This is a genomic window from Paenibacillus sp. FSL H7-0350 (genome assembly GCF_038593195.1).
In the GTDB taxonomy this organism is placed as follows: Bacteria; Bacillota; Bacilli; order Paenibacillales; family Paenibacillaceae; genus Paenibacillus_AQ.
The window spans coordinates 1,414,596-1,439,138 of record NZ_CP151972.1; the positions used below are offsets into that span (position 1 = coordinate 1,414,596).

Genomic DNA, 24,543 nt, shown 5'->3' on the forward strand with positions numbered 1-24,543 from the left:
TCACCTCCCTTCAAAAGTTATTTCCCGCCCATCAGACGGTTGACAATTTTGGCTGTCTGCTTGCTGTCTTTCTTGGTCATCTCCCCCAAAATGGAGGAGCGGACCGAGTCACTGACCGTATTCAGCACCGTGATGACTTTATCCGGACTCAGGCTGTACATGGAGCCAAGCAGCACTGCCGCATCCGCAGCGGGCATGCTGGTGAAGGTCTGGCCTAGCTTCTCCTGATCCAGATTAGCTGAAGGCTTGGGAGTAGCAGTACCAGCCTCCTGCTTTAGCCGGGATTGCAGGGCTGCAATAGCCATATCGGTTGAATTTGTGGTTTCTTTTAGCTTTATGGAGACATCTGCCGCTTTTTTGGCATCCATTTTTTCCAGGATGGCCGTTTTGCTGGCATTGTTCATCACACTGAAGATTTGAACCATCTCATCGGTAGTCAAATTCTCCATAATCGGCGCCGCTTTGGAGGCCTTCATCCCGGCATACAGCTTAGCCAGATCCGTCACTTTCTTCAGATAAGGATCTTCCTCTTCCTCGGTGGCTGCGGCCGTTTCAGCAGCGGTCTTTAACTCATCAACCTGCTTTTGAAGTGCTTCGGCCTTGGTGGTCTCCGCCGCCTTGTCTTCTTCAGCCTTCTTCAGTTTTTCCTCCCCAGCGGTAAGTTGAGCTTTGAGTTCTTTGATCGTGCTCGCGGAGCTCGCGGCCTGCTCTTTACTCTCTGCGGGCGGATTCTCCTCTGCGGCTTCACCCGGCGCTGCCGGGTCCGCGGGCGGATCAGGCACCCATTTCTCTATAACAGGAATTTTGTTGGCAATCGCCAACACGTTATTGCGGATATCCATATTAAATAGGGTGAGCAGTACCCCAAGCAGTACAAGCGTGAAAATGATTGGAATCATCAAGAACAAAAAACGCTCTAATTTGCCTGCCGACCCTTCATCTTCAAGTTCCATCTGATTATTTGCCACTAGCGGAAACCTCCCGGGTTAGAGGGATTTCATCGCGAAGCGGACGGTAGCCATCTCATCCAGTTCGTTTTGTTCCCGTAAACTCATATTCTGCAGAAATGCGGTTTGTGCTTTGTCTTTGGCTTTGAGCCATACCTTCTCATCCAGAACCTTCGTACTCAGGTGATCCTGCTTATTCTGAACCTCGACATGTGCCCTACTAATGTCGGAATGCTTACGGGCAATGCATTTGTCGAGATAATCCACGTAATCCTGCATTTCACGAAGCTTAGCCATCGGTGTCTTCTGCTGTGCTGCACTTTGCAGGGACAACATCAGCGTGCTGCGCTGACCAGTTAATTCATCAAGGCTTTTTTCCTGTGCCTGCAGTTCTCCGAGCGCGCTTGAGAGCATCCACTCTGCCTGTGTTTTTTCGTTACCCTTCAAGTCCACCACTTTTTGAAAAGTATAATGGAATCTCATGATCAATCAACTCCTCGAGAACTGTGAAATTAAAGTCTGCTGCACTTCGCTGAGGGTTACCTTCTCGTTCACCTTTTGCTTGGTGAAATCCCAGATGCTGTCGATGTAATGCATCGACTCATCGATTTGCGCGTTAGAGCCCCTCTGGTAGGCTCCGATGTTAATCAGATCCTCGGAATCCTTATACACCGCCATCAAGCGCTTCACATTCTCGGCCGCTGCAATCTGTTCCTCCGGGGCGATATCCTTCATCACCCGGCTGATGCTTGCGAGAACGTCGATCGCTGGAAAATGTCCTTTATTGGCTATATTCCGGTTCAGAACAATATGTCCGTCCAGAATGCCGCGCACAGCATCTGCTATCGGCTCGTTCATATCGTCACCGTCAACCAGCACCGTGTAGAACGCGGTGATTGAGCCTGTAGGGCCCGTCCCAGCACGTTCCAGCAGCTTAGGCAGACTGGCGAATACAGAAGGTGTATACCCTCTCATCGCCGGAGGCTCGCCGACTGCTAGCCCTACCTCACGCTGCGCCATCGCATAACGTGTTACCGAGTCCATCATCAGCATGACATTCAGACCACGGTCGCGGAAGTACTCGGCAATCGTAGTGGCGATCAGCGCCCCCTTAATCCGGATCAGTGCAGGCTGATCGGAAGTGGCCACAATGACCACCGAACGCTGAAGACCTTCGGGTCCCAGATCGCGCTCAATGAAATCAAGCACCTCTCTGCCCCGTTCACCGATCAGCGCAATCACATTGACATCTGCCGAGGTGTTTCGGGCAATCATGCCCATCAGGGTACTCTTCCCCACACCCGAGCCGGCAAAAATCCCTACACGTTGCCCCTTACCGATAGTCAAAAGTCCATCAATAGCCCGGACTCCAATGCTGATCGGTTCGGCGACCCGCGGACGGTTAAGCGGATTGGACGGAATGTTGAAGGTGGAGCTGTGCGGCATTCTGGCCGGTATCAGTGAACCATCCAGCGGCTGTCCCAGACCGTCGAGAACCTTCCCGAGCAGCTCCGAGCCGACTTGAACGCTAAGCGGCTTGCCGGTGCCCACTACATCACAACCAGGCCCGATAGCCTGCAGTTCGCCAAGCGGCATTAACAACACCTTGTTATCACGGAACCCTACAACCTCTGCCTGAAGCGGCTTACTTCCTTTGGCAGGATAGATATAACACACATCACCGATGCTGGCGTCTGGCCCTTCCGACTCCACCATCAGCCCGATAACCTGAGTAACCTTACCGTTAATCCTTACCGGATCGAAGTTACGCAGCTGATCTTTGTATCTTCTGCTGTCAAGCATCGTCGTCCCCATTTCTGTGTTCATCTGAGTCCAGAGCGATTCTTAGCAGTTCTTTTTTAATTTCGGCAAGCTGGGTATCAACCCGGGCATCGATGCTGCCGAAGGAAGACCGGATCACACACCCCAGATCTCTGACCGTTGAATCCGGGAGAATCTGCAGCTCAGCCTGAGAGTCCACAGCAAGCGAGAGTTCTTCACGGGCCGCATTGACAAAAGCAAACTGTGCAGGAGACACACAGAGTGAGATCAGCCCCTGCTCACGTTTGCGGGCCAGATTCTTACGGATCAGATCCATCGCAAATTGCGGTTCAACGGTGAGTTGCTTGTCCACGATTTTCTCAGCAATATCACAGCTTAGCTCTACAAGAAACGGCTCCGCCTCCTGAATAATTACATCTCTTGCCCGGTACGCTTCCTGAAGCACGGTCTGCGCTTCGTCCATCATCTCGGCGAGACGCCGGGACATCTCCTGCTCTGCTTGGGCCAGACCTTCTTGATACCCCTGTTGATAGCCCTCGGATTTGACGGCTTCGATCAGCAGCTCATCCTGTTCTCTACGCTCGCGCCACCATTCTTCAGCTTCAGTCCGTGCTGATTCCACAATATTCTCCGCTTCCTCGGAAGCGCTGCGGACTTGACTCTCCGCGAACTCCTGAGCATCCTTCAGCATTTGCTTGCGGGACTGCTCCGCTGCCTCCCTGGCGGGGTCCTGGTAGTGGACTTCACCTGAAGGCTCTTCTGGAGCCGGCTCTTCAGTCAGGCCTGCATGATGTCTGGCCTGTTCAAGACGCTTCAGCACATCTACGGGAATATATTGAGAATGTTTGATCAGCTTAGACAATAATGTCATCTCCTCCGCCACGGGCGATGATAATTTCACCAGACTCTTCGAGTCTGCGGATCGTGCCTACGATGCGGGTCTGTGCTTCTTCCACATCACGCAGCCGCACGGGTCCCATATACTCCATTTCCTCGCGGAAGGTCTCAGCCATACGCTTAGACATATTGCGGAAGATAACATCCCGCACTTCCTCGCTGGCCACTTTGAGCGCAAGCTGCAAGTCCGCGTTGTCGATATCCTTGATAATCCGCTGAATGGAACGGTTATCCACATTGACGATATCTTCGAAGACGAACATCCGCTTCTTGATTTCTTCGGCCAGCTCCGGGTCCTGAATTTCCAAGGAATCGAGAATAGTCCGTTCTGTACCGCGGTCAACACCGTTTAGAATCTGTACAATCGATTCGATACCGCCTGCATTCGTATAATCCTGGGTGACTGTAGCAGACAGCTTCTGTTCCAGCACACGTTCGATCTGGGTTACGACCTCTGGAGAGGTGCTGTCCATAATCGCTATTCTTCTGGCTACCTCGGCCTGCTTCTCCTGAGGCAGAGAAGACAGGATAGAGGCCGCTTGTTCAAATTGCAGATAAGAGAGTACAAGTGCAATGGTCTGCACATTCTCGTTCTGGATGAAGTTGAGAATCTGATTCGGATCTGCCTTGCGGGCAAAATCGAAGGGTCTTACCTGCAGTGTTGCTGTCAGGCGGTTGATCACTTCGAGCGCCTTTGCCGAGCCGAGCGCCTTTTCAAGGATCTCCTTGGCGTAGTTGATACCACCCTGAGAGATATATTCCTGTGCGAGACAGATCTGATGGAATTCGGACATGATCGACTCTTTTTCCCCGCTGTCCACTTTGCGTACATTCGCAATTTCCAGCGTCAGCTGTTCGATTTCCTCATCCCGCAGATGCTTGAATATTTGTGCCGATACTTCAGGCCCTAGTGTGATAAGCAGGATCGCCGCCTTTTGACGGCCGCTGAGTCCCTGCTGGCTAGCTTTTGCCATCTCTTCACCTCTGTTCTTCAGCAAGCCAAGTGCGGAGCAGATTTACGAATTCATCCGGCTTCTTCTTCGCCAGACTTTCCAGCTGCTTGCGGACCTGACTTTCATTCGTCACGCTATCCATATTAATTGAAGGGAACTCGGTAGGAACCTGCAGCGGAATATCTTCTTCCACCTCTTCCTCCTGCTTGTTCTTGCGGCTGCGGTAGATCAGATAACCTCCGCCTGCACCGACCAGCAGAGCAGCCGCACCGATGGCCCAGATCATCCAAGTTGCCAGTCCTCCGGATGTATTCTCGGCAGTGGCACCTCCAAATTGTTGCGAGAATACCGAAACTTTTTTGGTCAGGTCCGCGTCTGTATAAGTAATACCTGAATCTGCCAGCGAGGCGCGGACAATGTTGACCAGAATGTTTTGTATCGCTCCTGAAGTAGCCTCGTCCAAAGTTGTTTGTCCTGCAGGTGGTTCAACCGCGACATTTATGGTTAAATCTTTTACAGTATATGGACTTGCGATAATATCTTTGGTGATTCTCGTAACTTCAAAGTTCCTTGTCTCCGATGATTCCTCAGAAGAAGAAGCACCTGTGTCAGCCCCAGCAGGATAACCTGCAACATCTTCAGACCCTGTACCCGCGACTCCTCCGGATGTGTTCCCTTGGCCCGAGAACGTTTTGCTGATAATCTGCGAGCTGATCTCAATCCCCTTCATATTCTCAGCATCCACCGGTACTACAACATCTTCCTTTCTGTTCTCCTTATCGAAATTAAGCTTGGAGAACACCAGGACATCGACCTTGTCGGGACCTGTCAGGGTACTCAGGAATTGTTTGACATCTTTCTTGACATCATCTTCGAATTTCTTCTTGAGTGCGAAGTTCTCTTCAACCTGGCTGGAGATCCCCGCCTGGCCGCCCTTGGCCGTCGGTTTCAGTTCCACCTCGTTGTTAGTGATCGTAATGTTGTCGATGGGAAGATTCGGGACAGCGGTCTTCACGAGATTGAAGTAACCGTCAATATTCTCCTGGGAGGGTCTGAATCCCGGATCAAAGCTCATCACCACGGAAGCCTGCGCTTTCTCCTGATCCTCCTGTGAGGCGAATACCGTCTCCTTTGGCAGAGTAATGAGAACCTTGGCGTCTTTAATCCCCTGCATCCTTCTCATCAGCTGTTCAACTTCACCATTAAGCGCATTGTTGTATTTAACATTGAATTCACTGTCTGTAGTGCCGATCATGGACGAGGATTCATTGAACACCTTGTACCCGATTGACCCTTGCTGAACGATCCCCTGAGAACCAACAGCTATCTTGATACGTGCAGCATCCGTGCTGGGAACGGAGATACTTTTGCCATCCGGGCTTAAACGGTAAGACACCCCTGATGTATCCAAATAACTCATAACTCCCGCTGAATCGGTACTGTCCAGGTCCTGAAAAGCAACCTCGTATTCTACCTTCGATAACTGCATAGTCGTAACTACGATTACTATAATGATAATAAACAGAGTGGAGAAAAACATTATCTTCTGTTTACCGCTGAATCTGTTCCAATACTGGGTTATCTTCTCCCGGTACTGGGCCAATCTTTCATTCACAGTGTCACCCCATCCGAAACGTAGCTAGGATCATTTAGATTTGAGTTCTCATAATTTCCTGATAGGCTTCAATTACTTTGTTCCGGACTTGTGTAGTCAACTGCAAACTCAGCAATGCCTGTTGGGACGAAATCATAGCCTCATCAATGTTGACCTCTCCCAGTACAAATTTGTTACTCATGTCTTTCGCCTGTTCTTCCTGATCTGCTACCTGGTTAAGCGCATTCTCCAGGTATGAACCGAAGCTCTGTCCCGGCTCTTGCACGGCTGAGGATTCTGCAGCTACGGACTTCATAGCGAGCGGCTGAACCGCCTGGTTCCCGATCAATAAATTCTGTATCAATTCTTCTCCTCCTAGACAGTCAATTCATTTTACCGGCCGATTTCAAGCGCCTTGGTCACCATGGATTTGGATGCGTTCAGCATCGTAACATTCGCTTCGTAAGAACGCGAGGCAGACAGCATGTCCACCATTTCCTTGGTCACATCCACATTCGGCATATATACATAACCGTCAGCGTCCGCATCAGGATGGCTCGGATTATATACGGGCTTGAGCGGAGAAGAATCCTCGATAATCGATTTCACCTTGACGCCATCATTGCCGCCGCTCATCTTGGAGCCGAGTATATTCGCGAAGCTGTCAGCCTGGGTAGTTTCCAGAACTGTGAGCTTACGGCGGTAAGGTACGGCTTTGCCGTCCACCACGGAGGCTCTTGTGGTCTCGGCGTTGGCGATATTGGAGGAGATCACATCCATCCGCAGACGCTGGGCGGTTAAAGCCGAGGCGCTAATACCAAAGCTGCTGCCAAAGTTCATTATTTATTACCCTCCCTGTACAACTGTACGCATCATTGTGATCTGACTGTTCAGCTGTTCTACATAAGAGTTGTATCTCAGCTGGTTCTCGGCGCTCAGCGCCTGTTCACGATCCATATCCACATTATTGCCGTTGTTATTCATAGATGTAGTCTCATCGGTACTGACCACAGCAGCCGGCATGCCGGTTACTGTCCCGAAGCGGAAATGGCGGGAGTCTGAAACCTTCGCACCCAGAGTAGCTTTAAGTCCGCCCTCCTGATCTCTCAGGAAGCTCTCAAAGCTAACATCTGAACGTTTAAAATTTGGTGTATCATTATTTGCTACATTATTAGCCAGAACACTTTGTCGTTTGGTGGCGGCATCAAGGCCTCCTTGTAATCTTTGAAAACTGACACTGTTCAGCAAACCCATAGTAATCCCCCTTCCAAACCTATCATAATGAAAAGAATTCCACAACTTTGTTCAAATCCCTGCTTATTTTCGACAAATAAAGTCATTTTTTTCACAACATATTCGTCATTAAGTCGAACCATGTCGATGAATGATTCTTATATCAATCTCACATACATTGATTCTCTTAGAATTTGTATATTATTACAATAAGAAATAAGCCCTATCTTTTCAGAAAAGAGAGGGCTTAAAGCATGTTTTTACAATTATTTTCCTTTTATATTACATTTACTGCTTTATTATAGAATTTTTTAACTTTTTATGCATGAATTTAGAATCAAATTTACATAACCATAATTCGAATTACCTATATTGATGATTTTATGGCTCTGTCATCTTAAAGGATATATTGGCTTAAGTCGCGGTCCTGCGCGATTCCTGCCAGTTTTTCGCGAACATACTCCGGAGTGATGACCACCCTGTCGAGCGTCAGCTCAGGCGCCTCAAATGATAGATCCTCCAGCAGCTTTTCCAGGATTGTATGAAGACGCCGTGCCCCTATGTTCTCCATATTCTGATTCACGGAGGCCGCGATCTTGGCAATTTCCTGAATAGCTTCCTTCTGGAACTGGATTTCAATGTTCTCCGTCTGCAGCAAATGTACATATTGTTTCGTAAGTGCGTTCTCAGGCTCCGTAAGAATAGATACAAAGTCCTCAAGTGTAAGACTGCTCAGCTCCACACGGATCGGGAAACGTCCCTGAAGCTCAGGGATCAGATCTGAAGGCTTGGCAATATGAAAAGCGCCTGCAGCGATGAACAGCACGTAGTCTGTCTTCACAGGCCCGTATTTGGTCATGACTGTTGATCCCTCGACGATTGGCAGAATATCACGCTGCACGCCTTCACGAGATACATCGGGACCTGAGCCCTTGCCTTGGCTGGCTACCTTATCGATCTCATCGATGAAAATAATCCCGGATTGCTCTGCGCGGGCTACTGACTCCTGAATCATGTCGTCTGTGTCAATCAGCTTGGCCGCTTCATCCTGGATCAGCACCTTGCGGGCCTCACGGATCGGCAACTTACGCTTCTTCGTACGCTTAGGCAGCAGGTTGCCGAACATCTCCTGCATATTCATGCCCATCTGGTCGTTCCCCTGGCCCGCGAACATATCCATCATCGAAGGCGTCGTGTCCTCGACATCAATCTCAATGACATCATCTTCCAACTGGCCGGCAAGCAGCTTGAACTTGATCCCTCTGCGGCGTTCGCTCAGGCTTCCGTCCTCCGGCTCTTCCTTAGTATCTTCCGTCCCGCCGTTGTTTCCGCCAAAAATCATCTCAAACGGATTGCGCTGCGATTTACCCTTCGAGGAGGACGGGACCAGGATCGCCACAATCCGGTCATTCGCCAGCTCTTCTGCGCGGTCCTTCACCTTTTCGGTGCGCTCCAGCTTCACCATACGGATAGAGGTCTCAACCAGATCGCGGACCATCGACTCCACATCGCGCCCCACGTAGCCGACTTCCGTAAATTTGGTGGCCTCAACTTTGATGAACGGGGCGTTAACAAGCTTGGCCAGACGCCGGGCAATCTCTGTTTTACCTACACCGGTAGGTCCAATCATTAGTATATTCTTAGGCACAACCTCATCCCGCAGCTCCTCGGACAACAGACTCCGCCGATACCGGTTGCGGAGGGCAACAGCCACTGATTTCTTGGCCTGCTTTTGACCTACGATATATTTGTCAAGCTCTGTTACGATCTGGCGTGGCGTAAGCGATTGATTCACCATTGTGACTTCCTCCCTTTATATATGGCACCTTGCCTATAACTGTTCGACAATGATATTGGAATTGGTATATACACAGATCTCGGATGCAATCTGCAGCGCTTCTCTGGCAATGTCACCGGCACCCATTTGAGGAGCATGACGCTTAAGTGCCCGCCCGGAAGCCAGCGCAAAGTTACCGCCGGAGCCGATCGCCAGCACATCATCATCCGGCTCGATAATTTCACCGTTGCCGGAGATCAGCAGCATGCCTTCCTTATCCATTACGATCATGAGCGCTTCCAGCTTGCGCAGAATGCGGTCCTGGCGCCAATCCTTGGCCAGCTCCACCGCCGCCCGCTGAAGATTGCCGTGATGCTCCTCGAGCTTCCCCTCGAACTTCTCGAACAGGGTAATCGCATCAGCAACGGAGCCTGCGAACCCGGCAATAACCTGGCCTCTGTACAAGCGGCGGACCTTCTTGGCCGTCGTCTTCATAATGACACTCTCTCCGAACGTAACCTGGCCATCACCGGCAATCGCCGCATGGCCGTTATGTCTTACCGCACAAATCGTAGTTGCATGAAAGCTGGGTAACATGATGGACACCCTCCTCAGATTAGGTGATACAGGTCTGAACCTATTGTGCCGGACTATCCGCTTCTGCCGGATCAGTATCCACCGGCTCCGGCTCTGTATACGTCAATTCATGGGCTGCAGCATAAGCAGCAAGGCTGTCAAGCGCCCGGTAAGCCAGACGTTCGTTCTTCTCTTTTTTGCTGCGGAACCGGGCCTCCAGCTTCGGCAGCAGGCCGAAGTTGGCATTCATCGGCTGGAAATGTTCAGGATCGGCCGAAGTGATATAGGCGGGCATGCTGCCCAGCACCGTATCCTCAGGGAAGATCAGGCTCTCTTCGCCAAGCGCAGCTCTCGCTGCATTCATACCGGCGATCATACCGGAAGCCGCAGATTCTACATAACCTTCAACCCCGGTCATCTGGCCGGCAAAAAACAGTCTTTCCCGTCCCTTCATCTGGTAAGTCGGCTGAAGCAGCTTGGGAGAATTAATAAAGGTATTGCGGTGCATAACCCCATAACGCACATATTCAGCTTGCTCCAGGCCCGGAATAAGCGAGAATACCCGTTTTTGCTCGCCCCACTTCAGATGAGTCTGGAAACCAACCAGATTGTACAGCGTACCGGCAGCATTGTCCTGGCGCAGTTGCACAACCGCGTAAGGCAGCTTGCCTGTGTGAGGATTGAGCAGTCCTACAGGCTTCATAGGGCCGAACAGTGCCGTCTGCTTTCCGCGTCTCATCATAATTTCAATCGGCATACAGCCTTCAAAGTAAATCTCTTTCTCAAAATCTTTGAGTGCAGCCGTCTCGGCCGAGATCAGCGCATCATAAAAAACATCGAATTCCTCTTCTGTCATTGGACAGTTGAGATAGGCGGCTTCGCCTTTATCATAGCGGGAGGCCAGATAGACCTTGCTCATATCGATGCTGTCTTTCTCTACAATCGGCGCTGCTGCATCATAGAAATAGAAGTATTCCTCACCCAGCAGTGCCTTAATCTCCGAAGACAAGGAGGGTGAAGTCAGCGGCCCGGTGGCAATAACAACAATCCCTTCCTCCGGTATATGCGTAAGTTCTTCGTTTATGACTTCCACCAGAGGGTGGTTATGCAGCGTGGACGTGATTTCGCCGGAGAAGCCGTCCCGGTCAACAGCAAGAGCGCCTCCTGCCGGAACAGCATGCCTATCGGCTGCACCCAGCACCAGGGAGCCTAGACGCCGCATTTCTTCCTTAAGTACACCCACCGCGTTCCCAAGGCCATTGGCCCGCAGTGAGTTGCTGCAGACCAGCTCGGCGAACTGATCCGTATGATGCGCCGGTGTCTTCACCACTGGGCGCATCTCATATAGTCTGACTGGAACTCCGCGCGAAGCGATCTGCCAGGCGGCTTCACTCCCGGCCAGACCTGCGCCGATAACGGTTACTTGTGCTTTTTCTGTCAATTTCCGTTCCTCCTGTAACCCTATTATTCTGCTAACTCATCGCTGTCGATTACAGCCTCTGTATGATCGCATGAAGTACACTGCAGCTTGGTTCCCTGCTTGTTGCGCTTCTCGATCATCCAGGAGCCGCAAGCAGGACAAGGCTTCACTGACGGCTTATCCCAGGAGACAAAGTCACAGCCCGGATATTGATCGCAGCCGTAGAAGACGCGCCCCTTCTTGCTGCGCCGCTCCACTACCTTGCCTTCATGGCATTTCGGACAGCTTACACCGATATCCTTAATGATCGGCTTAGTGTTGCGGCATTCCGGAAATCCGGAGCAGGCCAGGAATTTGCCGAACCGGCCCAGCTTATAGACCATTGGCTTGCCGCACTTCTCACACAGTTCATCGGAGACCTCATCTTCAATCTCAATTTCCTTCATTTCTTCTTCCGCATATAGGAGTCTTTTCTCAAAGGATTCATAGAACTGGGCGAGTACCTTCACCCAATTCTCCGCACCTTCCTCCACATGGTCAAGATCCCCTTCCATATGGGCGGTGAATTCCACATTGAGAATTTCTGGGAAGAACTCTTCCATTTGCTCTATGATTAGCTCTCCAAGCTCAGTCGGCATGAACTTCTTCTCTTCAATCGCCACGTACCCGCGCTTCTGGATCGTCTCCAGGGTCGGCGCATAGGTACTTGGACGGCCTATGCCCAGTTCCTCAAGCGTCTTGACGAGACGGGCTTCTGTATATCTTGGCGGCGGCTGGGTGAAATGCTGCTTCGGCTCGATCTCGCGCTTCACCAGCTCATCGCCTGCCTTCAGCTGCGGCAGAAATTTCTCTTCGTCTGTCGTGCCGTCATCATTGCCTTCCACATACACCTTCATGAAGCCCGGGAACGAGACCTTGGACCCTACCGCTCTAAATATCGCTGTACCGGCTGTTATGTCTACCGACAATGTATCCAGCACCGCAGAAGACATCTGACTGGACACAAAACGCTCCCATACCAGCTTATACAGCCGGAATTGATCACGGCTCATGAATTCCTTGACCATATCCGGCTCGCGCAGTGCAGAAGTCGGACGGATCGCCTCATGCGCATCTTGGGCGCCCGCAGCCTTCTTGGAATATTGGCGCGGCGTCTCGGGAATGAACTTCTCACCGTATTTGGCTTGGATCAGCTCCTTGGCTTCATCCTGGGCTGTAGTGGATAGACGCGTGGAATCCGTACGCATATAAGTGATTAATCCGACAGTGCCTTCCTTGCCCAGCTCAACTCCCTCATAGAGTTGCTGTGCGACAGACATCGTCTTGGACGCGCGGAAGCCCAGCTTACGGGCAGCCTCCTGCTGCAGTGAGCTTGTCGTGAACGGAGCGGATGGATGACGCTGTCTCTCTTTCTCCTTTACTTCTTTGACCTGGAAGGCCGCGTTCTTAATCGCTTCCAGCACTTCCTGCACATCGCTCTCCTGGCCCAGTTCCTTCTTCTCGCCGTTCAGCCGGTGGAACTTGGCTTCGAATTCAGAATCCCGAATCGCTAGCTTAGCAGTAATGCTCCAGTATTCTGTAGGAATGAATTCGGAAATTTCATTCTCCCGGTCCATCACAATCTTGACCGCTACCGATTGTACCCGTCCGGCGGAGAGGCCTTTTTTGACTTTCTTCCATAATAGAGGGCTAATCTTGTAACCGACAAGCCGGTCCAGAATCCGCCGCGCCTGCTGGGCGTTCACCAGATCCATATTTATCTTGCGCGGTGTCTTGAAGGCATCCTTCACCGCCTGCTTGGTAATTTCATTGAAGACCACCCGGCATTCCTGAGTGTTGTCCAAATTCAGTGCATTTGCCAAATGCCAGGCAATGGCTTCCCCTTCGCGGTCCGGGTCAGCTGCGAGATAAACTTTTTTGACTTTTTTGCTGGCATCCTTAAGTTCCTTCAAGATAGAACCCTTGCCCCGGATCGTTATATATTTGGGATTAAACTGATTCTCCACATCCACACCGATCTGGCTTTTTGGCAAATCTATGATATGCCCCATTGATGCCTTAACAATATATTTGCTGCCCAGATATTTACCAATCGTTTTTGCTTTTGATGGTGATTCTACAATAACCAACGCATCTGCCATAGGTTTTCCTCCCAAAAGTTCGTAAGCAGATCACCTCCTGAACCAGTCCTCGGACCCGGCTGAACCAGGATGTCTATGCTTACCACAGTTACTTCTATATTAAATTACCTTATAAATTGCACCCGGTAATTGTGTTACCGCTTTTTTTATGATTAAAGATAACAGAACTGAATGCAAATGTCCAAAATCCCACCTCGTTGACGCCAGCAGTTCATCGAGTGTAAACGGGCCTTGATGCAGTATATGGTAAAGGTGCAGCTCCTCACTTGTCAATTTCTTTTCCATCAGATCGGCTGGACTCTCTTGCTCTAATGCTCCTGCTAAAGCTGATTCAGCCCCCTTGGAAGGAAGGTAGGAGACGTATTCTTCCACAATATCTGAGGCGCAGGTTACCAGCTTCGCACCTTGCTTAATCAACTCCAGTGCCCCTCTGCTCTTGGGAGAGGTCAGCGGCCCCGGTACGGCAAACACATCCCTACCTGCTTCAAGCGCAGCATCAGCGGTGATCAGGGACCCGCTGCGGCTATCTGCTTCCACTACCAGTGTTCCCAGTGACAGACCTGCGATAATCCGGTTGCGCTGCGGGAATAATCCGGGATGACTCGGAGTTCCGATAGGATATTCGCTAAGAACCAGCCCTTCCCGCGAAATCTGCCGCTCCAGCTCACGGTTATCCGGAGGATAGACCTTATTGAGGCCGGTTGCCACCACGGCAATAGTCCCTCCTGCTCCGCCTAGCGCCGCTTCATGACAGACACTGTCAATCCCCCTCGCCAGGCCGCTTACAACCGTGAGACCGGCTGCACTTAGCTGTCCCGCCAGTATCTCCCCCACTTTGCGCCCATAAGCGGTAGGCACCCGGGTCCCAACCATAGCAACAGAAGGACGGGAAGCCAGCTCCAGACGGCCACGATAGTACAATACCCAAGGCGGCTGAGGGGTTTCCCGCAGCTGCATAGGATAGTGATCGTCCAGAATGGTGACCATCGCTACACCGCTTTCTTCCATTAAAGAGCGGCGCTTCAGCACCCATGCTTCATTAAAGTCTACAGCCAGGCGCGCGGATATTACACCGTTGATTCCAACCCGCTCCCATTCCTCAGCAGAACAGGAGAAGACAGCATTCGTCAAAAGACCCGCCCGGCGGATCTTGTCGATACTTTTCCACCCTATCCCCTCCATCTCATGCAGACCGAACAATAGCTCCCGAAGTTCCATATGTATTCTCTCCCCGTGCGGAAGGGCCAGCCTTCCTTATTGTCTTAAACCCAACCTGACTTAAACCAAAAAAAGCAACCTTTCATCCGCATAATCCGGGACAAAAGGTTGCTTACCTTCAACATTCATTATACCTGCTTCAGCAGGAAAAGCTGTGACCAAACAACCCCACAAAGTGAAGATTTAGCTTCGATGATAACTCAGGTACTTTGCGGGGACCCCAAAACATTTCGAACTAGCGTAGAAGCGCTCTAGTGGGTTGTGAAGGCATTCAGGATGCCGCGTTCCTCAAGCACACTGACGAGGGTAGAGCCCATTTCAGCAGGTGTTGGCGCTACCTTAATGCCGCAGGACTCCAGCACAGCGATCTTCTCGCTCGCCGTCCCTTTACCGCCAGAAATGATTGCCCCGGCGTGACCCATCCGTTTGCCCGGAGGTGCCGTGACCCCGCCGATGAAGCCCACTACAGGCTTGGTCATGTTCTCTTTGATCCACAGAGCTGCTTCTTCCTCAGCTGTGCCGCCGATCTCACCGATCATAATAACAGCTTTGGTGCCCGGATCTTCATTGAAAAGCTTAAGGATGTCGATGAACTCCGAGCCCTTCACCGGGTCCCCCCCGATGCCCACCGCTGAGGATTGGCCGATTCCGCGCTCCGTCAGCTGATGTACGGCCTCATAGGTCAAGGTTCCGCTTCGGGAGACTACACCGACATACCCCGGCTTATGAATATAACCAGGCATAATGCCGATTTTGCATTCTCCAGGCGTGATGACACCCGGACAGTTGGGACCGATCAGCACTGTGGAGCGGCCCTCCATGTATCTGGACACTTTGACCATATCGAGCACCGGAATGCCTTCTGTGATACAAATGACCAGGTCCATCTCTGCATCCACCGCTTCCATAATCGAATCTGCGGCAAAAGCAGGCGGTACGTAAATGACACTTGCAGTTGCACCAGTGGCAGCCTTAGCTGCAACAACCGTGTCGAAGACAGGCAGACTCTTCTCGGTGCCGTTGTCCAGGGTAATCTTAACCGTAGTGCCCCCCTTGCCCGGTGTTACACCGCCAACCATCTGAGTACCGTAGTCCAGCGCGCCTTTTGTATGAAATAAACCCGTAGCGCCGGTAATTCCCTGGGTGATGACTTTCGTATTTTTATCTACAAGAATGCTCATGCGATAGGTCACATCCTCACTTATATTGTCGAATACGAGACTGGCTCCCCACAAAGGCAGCTATGCTTACACAAGAGCAACGATTTTGCGGGCACCGTCCGCCATGGAATCAGCAGCAACGATATTCAGTCCGGAGCCGGCGAGAATCTCCTTGCCCAGTGCCACATTCGTGCCCTCAAGACGTACGACCAGCGGCTTGGTTAAGCCAAGCTGTCTTGCCGCTTCGACTACACCGGTAGCGATGACATCACAACGCATAATTCCGCCGAAAATATTAACAAAGATACCGTTCACCTTGTCATCGGACAGGATGATTTTGAAAGCTTCCGTTACCTTCTCAGTTGTCGCACCGCCCCCTACATCGAGGAAGTTGGCCGGTTCGCCGCCATAATATTTAATGATATCCATAGTTGCCATCGCCAGGCCCGCACCGTTCACCATACAGCCGATGTTGCCGTCCAGTGCGATGTAGCTGAGGTCGAATTTGGACGCTTCGATTTCTTTGGCATCCTCTTCGTCCAGATCACGCAGCTCCAGGATATCCTTGTGGCGGAACAGACTGTTGGAATCGAAGTTAAGCTTAGCATCAAGCGCCATCACATTACCGTCAGCAGTAACAACCAGCGGGTTGATCTCCGCAATTGAGCAATCTTTATCCACAAAAGCCAGATATAGCGCTTGCATGAACTTGACTGCTTTGTTCACCAATTCGGGAGGAATAGCGATACTGTAAGCCAGTTTGCGCGCCTGGAAGGTCTGAAGCCCCACCGCCGGATCCACGATTTCCTTAAAAATCTTCTCGGGATGTGTAGCCGCCACCTCTTCAATCTCCGTACCGCCCTCTTCGGATGCCATCATGACGACACGTCCGGAAGCGCGGTCCACAACCAGACCAATATAATATTCTTTGACAATCTGACAGCCCTCTTCAATCAGCAGCCGCTTCACTACCTTGCCTTCGGGTCCCGTCTGATGGGTGACCAGTGTCTTGCCAAGGATCTCGGACGCATACGCGCGAACCTCATCACTGTTCTTCGCCACCTTGACGCCGCCGGCCTTGCCGCGTCCGCCAGCATGAATCTGCGCTTTGACTACAACCACAGGTGTACCCAGCGCTGCGGCAGCTTCCACTGCTTCGTCCACTGTATAAGCAACTTTTCCGTTCGGTACGGCTACGCCATACTTCTTAAGTACTTCTTTTCCCTGATACTCGTGGATATTCATTCCGGAAGCCTCCTAAAGTGTTGCGGTGACCTGTGCAGGCAGCCTGCGGTCATTCCGCATTCCGTTTTGATTGTCCAAAGCCGGGTCCAGACCGGTTGTTAACCGGCAATATCCCGGTACAAGCAGAGCGCCGGCGCCTGAAGCATACGCTGCAAACGGTACAGTTCTCTGCCAGTAGCATATAGTTCCTATCACAAGGTGATATCTATAATTACCTATATGCCAGAATGTGAAACCCAGAATATTGTAACATGTTTTAAAAACGCTTTCCTTAAAAACTTTCACTATTTATACATACATTTTCGCTCGGTTTCATGCCGGAATGCGAACGATTGCATTGACATCCATGCAGAAACGGCTTTACCGCCCTTATTCAGGACGGTGAAACCTATACTCTTATATGGGAGCGAGACTACGATTTCGAATTGCTAACGTTAGCTTCATGCACCCGGTTCAGGAGATTTTTGAACTGTCCCAGCAAGTCTATGAACTCTACCGGGGAGAGCATCGTGCCTTCTGCCATTTTGCCGGGAATGCCCATAGCATCCTGCCGCAGCGCTAAGCCTTGGGCTGTTAATGAAATCAGCACCTTCCGCTCATCCTGCAAAGAACGTTCACGCAAAATTAGTCCTGCAGCCTGCAGACGCTTGAGCAGCGGAGTCAGCGTCCCTGAATCGAGGAACAGAGCTTCACCCAGCTCCTTGACTGTACATTGCTGTCTCTCCCACAGGACCAGCATAACCAGATACTGCGAATACGTTAATCCGATCTTATCCAGATGAGGCTGGTATAGCTTCGTAAATTCACGCGAACAGGCATAAATCGTAAAGCAGAGCTGGTTCTCCAGCATAAGCTCAGGGGTTGTAGTAGATTCTTTTTGCATTTCTTCTTCACCTGCCTTTGTGACATTAGTTTATCACAATTCATCCATAATATCATGTTAATAGCGGGAAATAGATTGACTTTTATTTTAATTGTGTTAAATTAAGTTGTGTACAATACATTATGAAAACGAACGGGAGCGATTAAATATGATGACCATCCAACAGAAAATGTACGAAACAACAGTAAAAGCCGTAGGCGGCAGACAAGGTTCTATCGAATCCGACAGCCCTAAGCTTAATCTTGCGATTAGCACACCACGCGAAATGGGCGGCGCCGGCGGTGAAGGTACCAATCCTGAGCAGCTGTTCGCAGCCGGATACTCCGCTTGCTTCGACAGCGCGCTGAATATGGTTGCACGTATGGGCAAGGTAAAGATCGAAGGCTCAGAAGTTACGGCTACTGTCAGCTTCGGTAAAGTGGAAGACGGCGGCTTCGGCATTGCCGTAAAGATGGATGTTCTTGTCAAGGGTGTTGACCGTGAGACCGCCAAGCAACTCGTAGAAGCAGCTCACGGAGCTTGTCCTTACTCCCGCGCGACCCGCGGCAATATCGAAGTTGAACTGAACGTGCTGTAAGAATAGCTTCCCAAGTGGAAACGGCATTGCCGTCCTTTTAAAGGACGGTACCGTTTCAGAATGCCATCCCCCTGCCCGGCGGCCCCGGACGGGGGTTTTGGCGTGTCAGGCTTCCTCCTCCACCATGACCTGCCTGTCCAGATTGCGGTATTGGACTGCTTCGGCCAGATGCGCAGCGCTAATCTCCTCCGTTCCTTCCAAATCGGCAATCGTGCGGGCCAGCTTAATAATCCGGTCATGCGCCCGCATGCTAAGCCCGAGACTCTCCAGAATACTGCTGAGCAGCATCTCCTCTTCCGGCCGCAGCGCAGCATAACGGCGAAGCGCCGCCCCTGACAGCTCGCTGTTCCAGGAGATCGGCAGAGTGTTATACCGCTTCGCCTGAATGGCTTGAGCCCGCAGAACCGCAGAACGCATCTGTGCCGTTGAGACCGGAGGTACACTTCTGTCGCCTTCTCTTGGACGCGGCACATCAACCTGCATATCCATCCGGTCCAGCAGCGGACCCGAGATTTTGCCCCGGTACTTAGCGATTTTGGCCGGACTGCAGCTGCACCTCTGTTCCGCATTGCCATTACCAAGAAATCCGCACATGCAGGGATTCATGGAGCAAGCGAGCAGGAACTGGGCCGGGAAGGTGAAGGATGCCCGTGCCCTGCTGATTGTGACAATCCCATCCTCCAGCGGCTGACGGAGCACTTCAAGCACAGTCCGGGAGAACTCGGGCAGCTCGTCCAGGAAGAGAATACCGCGGTGCGCAAGGCTAACTTCCCCCGGCTTCGGAATTCCTCCCCCGCCGATCAATCCGGCTGCTGAGATGGTATGATGCGGTGAACGAAACGGACGTTCCCGCAGCAAGCCGCCTCCGCCGTCTCTAAGCTTCCCGGCAGCACTGAATATCTTCATCACCTCAAGCGATTCTTGATCGGTAAGATCGGGAAGAATTCCGGGTAACCGCTTAATCAACATGGTCTTCCCCGTACCTGGAGGGCCGATCAGAATAATATTGTGCATCCCGGCAGCCGCAATCGTAAGCGCCCGCTTCACATGATTCTGGCCAATAACATCGCTGTAATCTTCATTCATTAGCTGCTTCACCCCAAGCTGGGAAGGAATCTTCTCCGCTGGCTCAGAACGATATCTCAAATGGTCAAGGGACAAAGCCAGAACGGGCGGACGTTTCCTGGAAGACGCTTCAGCACTCACAGATACTGATACTGGAAACGGTAAATCAGCCTGCAGCAGCTCAGACCCGGCCACTTCAGATCGTTCAACCGAATTCGGCGGAATAATCTGACCGGGCTGAGGCAGCTCCCGCAGATGCCCGGCAGTGTACACCTTCATTCCCGCGATCAACGCAGCTTCCGCCGCATTGCCGGGTGGCACCAGGACAGCATGAATTCCGGCCTGCCGCGCAGCCTGGGCCATGGATAATACCCCATTTACCGGCCGCAGACTTCCGTCCAGCGCAAGCTCACCAATCAGCAGCATCTGCCCGGCTTCCGGCATGACAAGCTGGCCGCTGGTCGTCAGTATCCCCAGGGCAATCGCCAGATCAAACGCCGAGCCCTCCTTGCGCAGATCCGCCGGGGCCAGATTAATCGTCACCCGCTGCTGGGGATAGCTGTACCCGCAATTTTTGACAGCGGCCCGCACCCGTTCGACCGCTTCCCTGACTGCCGAATCTGGCAGGCCGATAATAATGGTCTGCGGCAAGCCGTTAGCCAGATCCACCTCTACTCCAATCATTACACCTTCAATGCCATACAGGCATGCGCTATGCATTTTTCCGTACACAAATAAGCACCTCTTCTCCAGAAATACGCCCGCAGCGGGCGTTCGTTTCCAGGAAAAAAGGTGCTTCCTCTTTTTCCGTAAGCTTAATTACACTCAGTATAGCCGTAACCCTACACAAGATGCAAGGTTATTGCGCATATAACGCTGCACAAAAATCAGCTTTTAATAGTCTTGCATAATTGCGCAATCATGACCAAAGAATCATTTTATTCAGCCTTCTTCACTGGCTACCACCGAATTCCTGATCTGCTCAAAGGACAGCGGGGTGTAATTCCAGTGTTCCACACAGATATTAAAATGATGATTGCCTTCATACTTCTGTCCATGAATATGTCCGTGCACATTCACGTAAGGCATATGCTTGTTCATATACATCGGCTCATGCGAGAGCAGAAAAAACTCCTTGTATATCATCGGATACTCACTGACCTCATCAAACCCGGCTTCCAGCCACCAGTTCCGTCCGCGTCCACGGTCATGATTGCCAAGAATCAATATCTTGTACCCGTTCAGGGCAGCCACAATGCTCCGGGTATCCTCTTGATTCCTGAAGGAAAAGTCCCCAAGATGAAAAACTGTGTCCTCCTTGCCTACGACAGCATTCCAGTTCGCAATCATCACCTTGTCCATCTCTTCCGCACCGGCAAAAGGCCGCGATTCAAAATCAATGATCAGGTTATGGCCAAAATGATGATCTGAGGTAAAAAATACTTTGGACAAGACCGCTCCCCGCTTTCGCTAAGTGCCTGATTCCTTATTCATTCCACTTCCGTTTGGCTCCGCGCCGGTTCACATCCATTTGTATTAATTCTGCCACGGGCGGCGCTTCCTCATGCTCGATCAGCCATTTGCGCATTTCCTTAATAGCCTCCACTTGTCCGTTGCCCTTGTCGCGCCAGGTCAGCAGCTCGATCACATTGATGACCAGTGACAAGAGGCTGCTGTTGCTGTCTTGAGTTTTCTCAGCACGCATCTTGTGGAATAACGCTTCATTCTCCCAGTCAATCAATATCTCTTCCGCTATTGCAGGCCGCATAACGGTAAATGTCTTATTACAATTACTGCAGCATACAACGGATAAGGGCTCTGCGCCAAGTTCCGTTACTATATTATGCTCACAATTTTGGCAAGTAAAGCTTACCTGTATATTCATTGGTTGATTCCTCATTCCGGCAGCCCTCCTCATGGTGGCATTAAAAGTTACACTAATGTTTACCCACTTCTTTTGAGAAATGACCCATGAAGTCCGGCATCTGTCAAGGATAATTGTTAAATTCTACCCGTTTTTCGCAAACAGAGACCGTTAAAAGGCTTCCCGGAGATGCCGCAGGGAGCCGATGCTTAAGTCCGGCTGAAGCTGTACAGCAATCACATCAAAGGCAATTGCAGCCGGCTGCAGTCCCTGCATATGCAGATAGACCCGGGCTGTCTCTCTCACCTGACGGATTTTGCGCGCATCGACCGACTCCTCCGCAGTGCCCTGCACGGCTGAACCGCTCCGGCTGCGCACCTCAATGAAGACCAGAGCGCCTTCATACTCTGCGATAATATCCAGCTCTCCGCTACGGCAGCGCCAGTTATAATCCCGGATGAGGTAGCCCCGTGAAGTCAGATACATTCGGGCCGCCTGCTCGGCAGCAGCGCCTTTCTCCTGGCGGGTGTAGGTTCTGCCATCCCCGTTATGGCTCACTTCTGTCTCCGTTCCCCGGCTGTCCGGTCACTCTGGTATACATAGCTGAGAATCTCAGCCACCAGCTGGTAGAGCTGAGGCGGAATCTGCTGGTCGAGATCCAGCTTCGACAGCACCTCTACCAGCGCAGCATCCTCCTGGACCGCCACTCCGTTTTCCTTTGCCTTTTGCAGGATGATGTCCGCAACCGAGCCTTGCCCCTTAGCAACAACCACCGGTGCTTCGCTCTGCCCTGGAATATATTTGAGCGCCACTGCCTTCTTAAGATTCTGCGGAACCTTCTGCTCAGACTCACTCATATGCGGTAATCTACTCCTTTGTACTCCTGAGGAGCATAATCGGACGGCTTCACCGCAGCAGCGGCCACGCTCCGTTCCGGCAATGCCTCCGTGCGCAAGCTGGACAGCTGATAGCCTATGCCTTCGACCGCCGCTTTCATCTCCTCGCGGCGGCCCTCCAGCAGCTCCAGTACCCAAGGTTCATCGTTATGCAGCTTCAGGCTGACGATGCGGTCCACCACCTGCACATCGACCATCGTCTGGCCGAGCTGCTTCATGTCCAGATCGAACCACAAGCGGCAATTCGCCGCGTCGAGCTCCCCTTTGCTGCCGCGCCGCGACTGGATCTGGACGGAGGCCGTCTCCCGGCCATCCGGCCCGTGAAGCGGCAGGAACATCGTCACCTGCGCGAACGGCGCGGTGCGGTCTGTATTCAGCAGCAGCTGCTGGCCTGTCAGCTGCTGAACCAGCTGGCCCGCGGCTTCCTTCACCGCGGGCGGGGCCTCACTGCTGCCCAGTACCTGCAGCAGCACGCCCTTGAGCGTACCGGCGGCATCTTCTGCGCCGCCGGACGCTGCCTGCGCAGCGGCGGTGTGCGCCCCGCCGCCGCGCAGGATCTGCTGCTCGTGCTCCGCACCGAGCAGCTTCAAGATCCGCCCCACCCAGGGGTCAGTCCCCTGGGTGGCGGCGGGTTCCCCCTGCGGCGGCGCAGCCGCAGGGGCTGCACTGCCGCCCGCCGCGCCGGAGGCGGGCGGCGCTTCGGCGAGCTGCGGCAGAGTGCCGCGCAGCTCGGAGAGCACACCCTGCAGCTTCGCAAGCAGGGCAGGCCCCGCAGCGCTCTGCGTCTGCGCGGCAACGCCTGCGCCCTCACGCACTCCAGCTGCGGTACCCGCACCTTCGCCACGCGTTCCCGCCGCGATTGCTGCGCTTTCTCGCGCTCCAGCCACGCTCCCCGCAACTTCGCCACGTGCTCCAGCTACATTCCCCGCGCCTTCTCGCGTTCCTGCCACGCTCCCCGCAACTTCGCCACGCGCTCCAGCTACATTCCCCGCTCCTTCTCGCGTTCCTGCCACGCTCCCCGCAACTTCGCCACGCGCTCCTGCTACGTTCCCCGCTCCTTCACGCACTCCGGCTGCATTTCCCGCACCTTCACTACGCGTTCCCGCCGCGATTCCCGCGCCTTCTCGCGCTCCAGCCACGCTTCCCGCTCCTTCGCCACGCGCTCCAGCTACATTCCCCGCTCCTTCTCGCGTTCCTGCCACGCTCCCCGCAACTTCGCCACGCGCTCCTGCTACGTTCCCCGCTCCTTCACGCACTCCGGCTGCATTTCCCGCACCTTCACTACGCGTTCCCGCCGCGATTCCCGCGCCTTCTCGCGCTCCAGCCACGCTTCCCGCTCCTTCACCATGCGTTCCTGCTACGTTCCCCGCACCTCCGCCACGTGCTCCAGCTGCGTTCCCTGCACCTTCACGCACTCCAACCGCATCCCCGCTTCCTGCAGGTTCTGCATCTCCCGCTGATACCAATGCAGCTTGTCCATTGGCACCCACAGCCTGCGAAGTGCCCGCATTACCGCTCTGTCCCGCCTGAGTATTCACCCCGGCAGTCCCTCCATTGCCAGCCAGCCCAGCATTCACTCCGCCTGTCAGCAGCCCTGCCGCAGGTCTGCTATTCCCCGCAGCTTGACCTGATCCGTCGCCTTCCGCCCCTTGCTTCACCCATACGTTCAGCGCAGTCTCCAGTTTCGCCAGCAGATCATGCAACTTCGGTCCGAATACAGCCTGCTGCAGCCCCTTCACCGTCTCAGCCGTTACAGGCAAGCCTCGCTTCACCGAGATTACAGCCGCCTCCAGCCATTCTGAAGCAGGGACACCGGGAGGTTTGGCATTCATTACTGCATCCAGCTTCGCCGCAGTCTCCTTAGTGAAAGCCAGTCCTCCAGCCTGCATCGCTTGAACAATCTCCCGGCCCGTCTTGGAATTGGCAAGTCCAAGCGACTCGAGTGCCTCGCCCATACTCTGCGGCGAGACCATAGCCGCCTCCCCAAGAGATACCGGCTTAAGCACCGGCAAGCCGCCTTCTCCTGGTGCACCCACCTGCAGGTTCAGCGTCTGACCGGCTGCCAGCGGTGTTTCCAGTTCAGCCCGTACCGGCGTTCCCTGAATCTGCACCACCGCTTCTTTTCCGGAATCGGATACGCTAAGCACAACGCCGCGAACAACCTGACCTTCCTTAAGCTCTACAGATTTGGCCTCTCCCGCCTTACTGTCGCCAAGCAAACCGCGAACCAGTGATCCGATGTTCATGTTGTCCGCCTCCCTTCTTTCTATTTATATCGGTATTTCGCCTTCATTTGTGATTATCTGGGTCACACG

The 24,543-nt window shown here is 52.7% G+C and carries 24 protein-coding genes; 1 reads left to right on the top strand and 23 read right to left on the bottom strand.

Features of this window, described 5'->3' with window-relative positions:
- Window positions 1-17 precede the first annotated feature (17 nt).
- The 17 genes from NYE24_RS06555 to NYE24_RS06635 form a co-directional block, all read right to left on the bottom strand.
- Window positions 18-968 carry a kinesin gene (locus NYE24_RS06555; RefSeq protein WP_235218363.1) on the bottom strand — a complete coding sequence of 317 codons (951 nt, stop codon included), beginning with the start codon at window positions 966-968 and terminating at the stop codon, window positions 18-20.
- Window positions 969-986: 18 nt separating this feature from the next.
- Window positions 987-1,430 (bottom strand): flagellar export protein FliJ, encoded by a 444-nt coding sequence (fliJ, locus tag NYE24_RS06560; protein WP_036692490.1) that lies wholly within the window; start codon window positions 1,428-1,430, stop codon window positions 987-989.
- Between the two features lie 6 nt (window positions 1,431-1,436).
- On the bottom strand, window positions 1,437-2,750 hold the full coding sequence (gene fliI, locus NYE24_RS06565) for a flagellar protein export ATPase FliI (RefSeq protein ID WP_036692488.1): 1,314 nt from the start codon (window positions 2,748-2,750) through the stop codon (window positions 1,437-1,439).
- On the bottom strand, window positions 2,743-3,591 hold the full coding sequence (locus NYE24_RS06570) for a FliH/SctL family protein (RefSeq protein WP_036692487.1): 849 nt from the start codon (window positions 3,589-3,591) through the stop codon (window positions 2,743-2,745). Before NYE24_RS06570 ends, fliI begins: the two co-directional genes overlap by 8 nt.
- Entirely contained in the window at window positions 3,584-4,600 is a 1,017-nt protein-coding gene (gene fliG / locus NYE24_RS06575) for a flagellar motor switch protein FliG (protein ID WP_036692485.1), read from the bottom strand. Before fliG ends, NYE24_RS06570 begins: the two co-directional genes overlap by 8 nt.
- Before the next feature lie 4 nt (window positions 4,601-4,604).
- Window positions 4,605-6,194, bottom strand: coding sequence for a flagellar basal-body MS-ring/collar protein FliF (fliF, locus tag NYE24_RS06580; protein WP_036692483.1), 1,590 nt, complete (start codon window positions 6,192-6,194; stop codon window positions 4,605-4,607).
- A 34-nt stretch (window positions 6,195-6,228) separates the two neighbouring features.
- A complete protein-coding gene (fliE, locus tag NYE24_RS06585; protein WP_036692482.1) occupies window positions 6,229-6,537 on the bottom strand; it encodes a flagellar hook-basal body complex protein FliE in 309 nt (102 codons plus the stop codon).
- 29 nt (window positions 6,538-6,566) lie between these two features.
- Window positions 6,567-7,013 (bottom strand): flagellar basal body rod protein FlgC, encoded by a 447-nt coding sequence (flgC, locus tag NYE24_RS06590; protein ID WP_036692480.1) that lies wholly within the window; start codon window positions 7,011-7,013, stop codon window positions 6,567-6,569.
- A gap of 6 nt (window positions 7,014-7,019) precedes the next feature.
- Window positions 7,020-7,427, bottom strand: a complete 408-nt coding sequence (gene flgB / locus NYE24_RS06595) for a flagellar basal body rod protein FlgB (protein WP_036692479.1) — start codon at window positions 7,425-7,427, stop codon at window positions 7,020-7,022.
- Window positions 7,428-7,803: 376 nt separating this feature from the next.
- Window positions 7,804-9,204 (bottom strand): ATP-dependent protease ATPase subunit HslU, encoded by a 1,401-nt coding sequence (gene hslU / locus NYE24_RS06600; protein WP_342478319.1) that lies wholly within the window; start codon window positions 9,202-9,204, stop codon window positions 7,804-7,806.
- 33 nt (window positions 9,205-9,237) lie between these two features.
- The gene (gene hslV / locus NYE24_RS06605) at window positions 9,238-9,780 is read right to left on the bottom strand and encodes an ATP-dependent protease subunit HslV (protein WP_036692475.1); all 543 of its coding nucleotides are present in this window, start codon (window positions 9,778-9,780) and stop codon (window positions 9,238-9,240) included.
- Between the two features lie 40 nt (window positions 9,781-9,820).
- On the bottom strand, window positions 9,821-11,200 hold the full coding sequence (trmFO, locus tag NYE24_RS06610) for an FADH(2)-oxidizing methylenetetrahydrofolate--tRNA-(uracil(54)-C(5))-methyltransferase TrmFO (RefSeq protein ID WP_076158272.1): 1,380 nt from the start codon (window positions 11,198-11,200) through the stop codon (window positions 9,821-9,823).
- 23 nt (window positions 11,201-11,223) lie between these two features.
- Window positions 11,224-13,320 carry a type I DNA topoisomerase gene (topA, locus tag NYE24_RS06615; protein WP_076158269.1) on the bottom strand — a complete coding sequence of 699 codons (2,097 nt, stop codon included), beginning with the start codon at window positions 13,318-13,320 and terminating at the stop codon, window positions 11,224-11,226.
- A 99-nt stretch (window positions 13,321-13,419) separates the two neighbouring features.
- A complete protein-coding gene (dprA, locus tag NYE24_RS06620; protein WP_342478320.1) occupies window positions 13,420-14,538 on the bottom strand; it encodes a DNA-processing protein DprA in 1,119 nt (372 codons plus the stop codon).
- A 251-nt stretch (window positions 14,539-14,789) separates the two neighbouring features.
- On the bottom strand, window positions 14,790-15,719 hold the full coding sequence (gene sucD, locus NYE24_RS06625) for a succinate--CoA ligase subunit alpha (RefSeq protein ID WP_342478321.1): 930 nt from the start codon (window positions 15,717-15,719) through the stop codon (window positions 14,790-14,792).
- Between the two features lie 66 nt (window positions 15,720-15,785).
- Window positions 15,786-16,943 carry an ADP-forming succinate--CoA ligase subunit beta gene (gene sucC, locus NYE24_RS06630; RefSeq protein ID WP_036724647.1) on the bottom strand — a complete coding sequence of 386 codons (1,158 nt, stop codon included), beginning with the start codon at window positions 16,941-16,943 and terminating at the stop codon, window positions 15,786-15,788.
- Window positions 16,944-17,355: 412 nt separating this feature from the next.
- Window positions 17,356-17,826: a MarR family transcriptional regulator gene (locus NYE24_RS06635; protein WP_036692468.1), complete on the bottom strand. Its 471-nt coding sequence runs from the start codon at window positions 17,824-17,826 to the stop codon at window positions 17,356-17,358.
- 148 nt (window positions 17,827-17,974) lie between these two features.
- Here NYE24_RS06635 and NYE24_RS06640 point away from each other — a divergent pair, with 148 nt between their 5' ends.
- On the top strand, window positions 17,975-18,403 hold the full coding sequence (locus NYE24_RS06640; protein ID WP_036692467.1) for an organic hydroperoxide resistance protein: 429 nt from the start codon (window positions 17,975-17,977) through the stop codon (window positions 18,401-18,403).
- A gap of 105 nt (window positions 18,404-18,508) precedes the next feature.
- Here the strand turns inward: NYE24_RS06640 and NYE24_RS06645 are convergent, their stop codons facing one another.
- The 6 genes from NYE24_RS06645 to NYE24_RS06670 form a co-directional block, all read right to left on the bottom strand.
- The gene (locus NYE24_RS06645; protein WP_342478322.1) at window positions 18,509-20,200 is read right to left on the bottom strand and encodes a YifB family Mg chelatase-like AAA ATPase; all 1,692 of its coding nucleotides are present in this window, start codon (window positions 20,198-20,200) and stop codon (window positions 18,509-18,511) included.
- A 210-nt stretch (window positions 20,201-20,410) separates the two neighbouring features.
- Window positions 20,411-20,920 carry a phosphoesterase gene (locus NYE24_RS06650; RefSeq protein WP_342478323.1) on the bottom strand — a complete coding sequence of 170 codons (510 nt, stop codon included), beginning with the start codon at window positions 20,918-20,920 and terminating at the stop codon, window positions 20,411-20,413.
- Window positions 20,921-20,954: 34 nt separating this feature from the next.
- On the bottom strand, window positions 20,955-21,236 hold the full coding sequence (locus NYE24_RS06655) for a hypothetical protein (protein ID WP_083677976.1): 282 nt from the start codon (window positions 21,234-21,236) through the stop codon (window positions 20,955-20,957).
- 267 nt (window positions 21,237-21,503) lie between these two features.
- Window positions 21,504-21,890, bottom strand: a complete 387-nt coding sequence (locus NYE24_RS06660) for a YraN family protein (protein WP_076158262.1) — start codon at window positions 21,888-21,890, stop codon at window positions 21,504-21,506.
- The gene (locus tag NYE24_RS06665; protein ID WP_036692460.1) at window positions 21,887-22,189 is read right to left on the bottom strand and encodes an EscU/YscU/HrcU family type III secretion system export apparatus switch protein; all 303 of its coding nucleotides are present in this window, start codon (window positions 22,187-22,189) and stop codon (window positions 21,887-21,889) included. The genes NYE24_RS06660 and NYE24_RS06665 overlap by 4 nt, the downstream gene beginning before the upstream one ends.
- Window positions 22,186-24,474 carry a DNA ligase gene (locus NYE24_RS06670; protein WP_342478324.1) on the bottom strand — a complete coding sequence of 763 codons (2,289 nt, stop codon included), beginning with the start codon at window positions 24,472-24,474 and terminating at the stop codon, window positions 22,186-22,188. Before NYE24_RS06670 ends, NYE24_RS06665 begins: the two co-directional genes overlap by 4 nt.
- Between the last annotated feature and the right edge of the window lie 69 nt (window positions 24,475-24,543).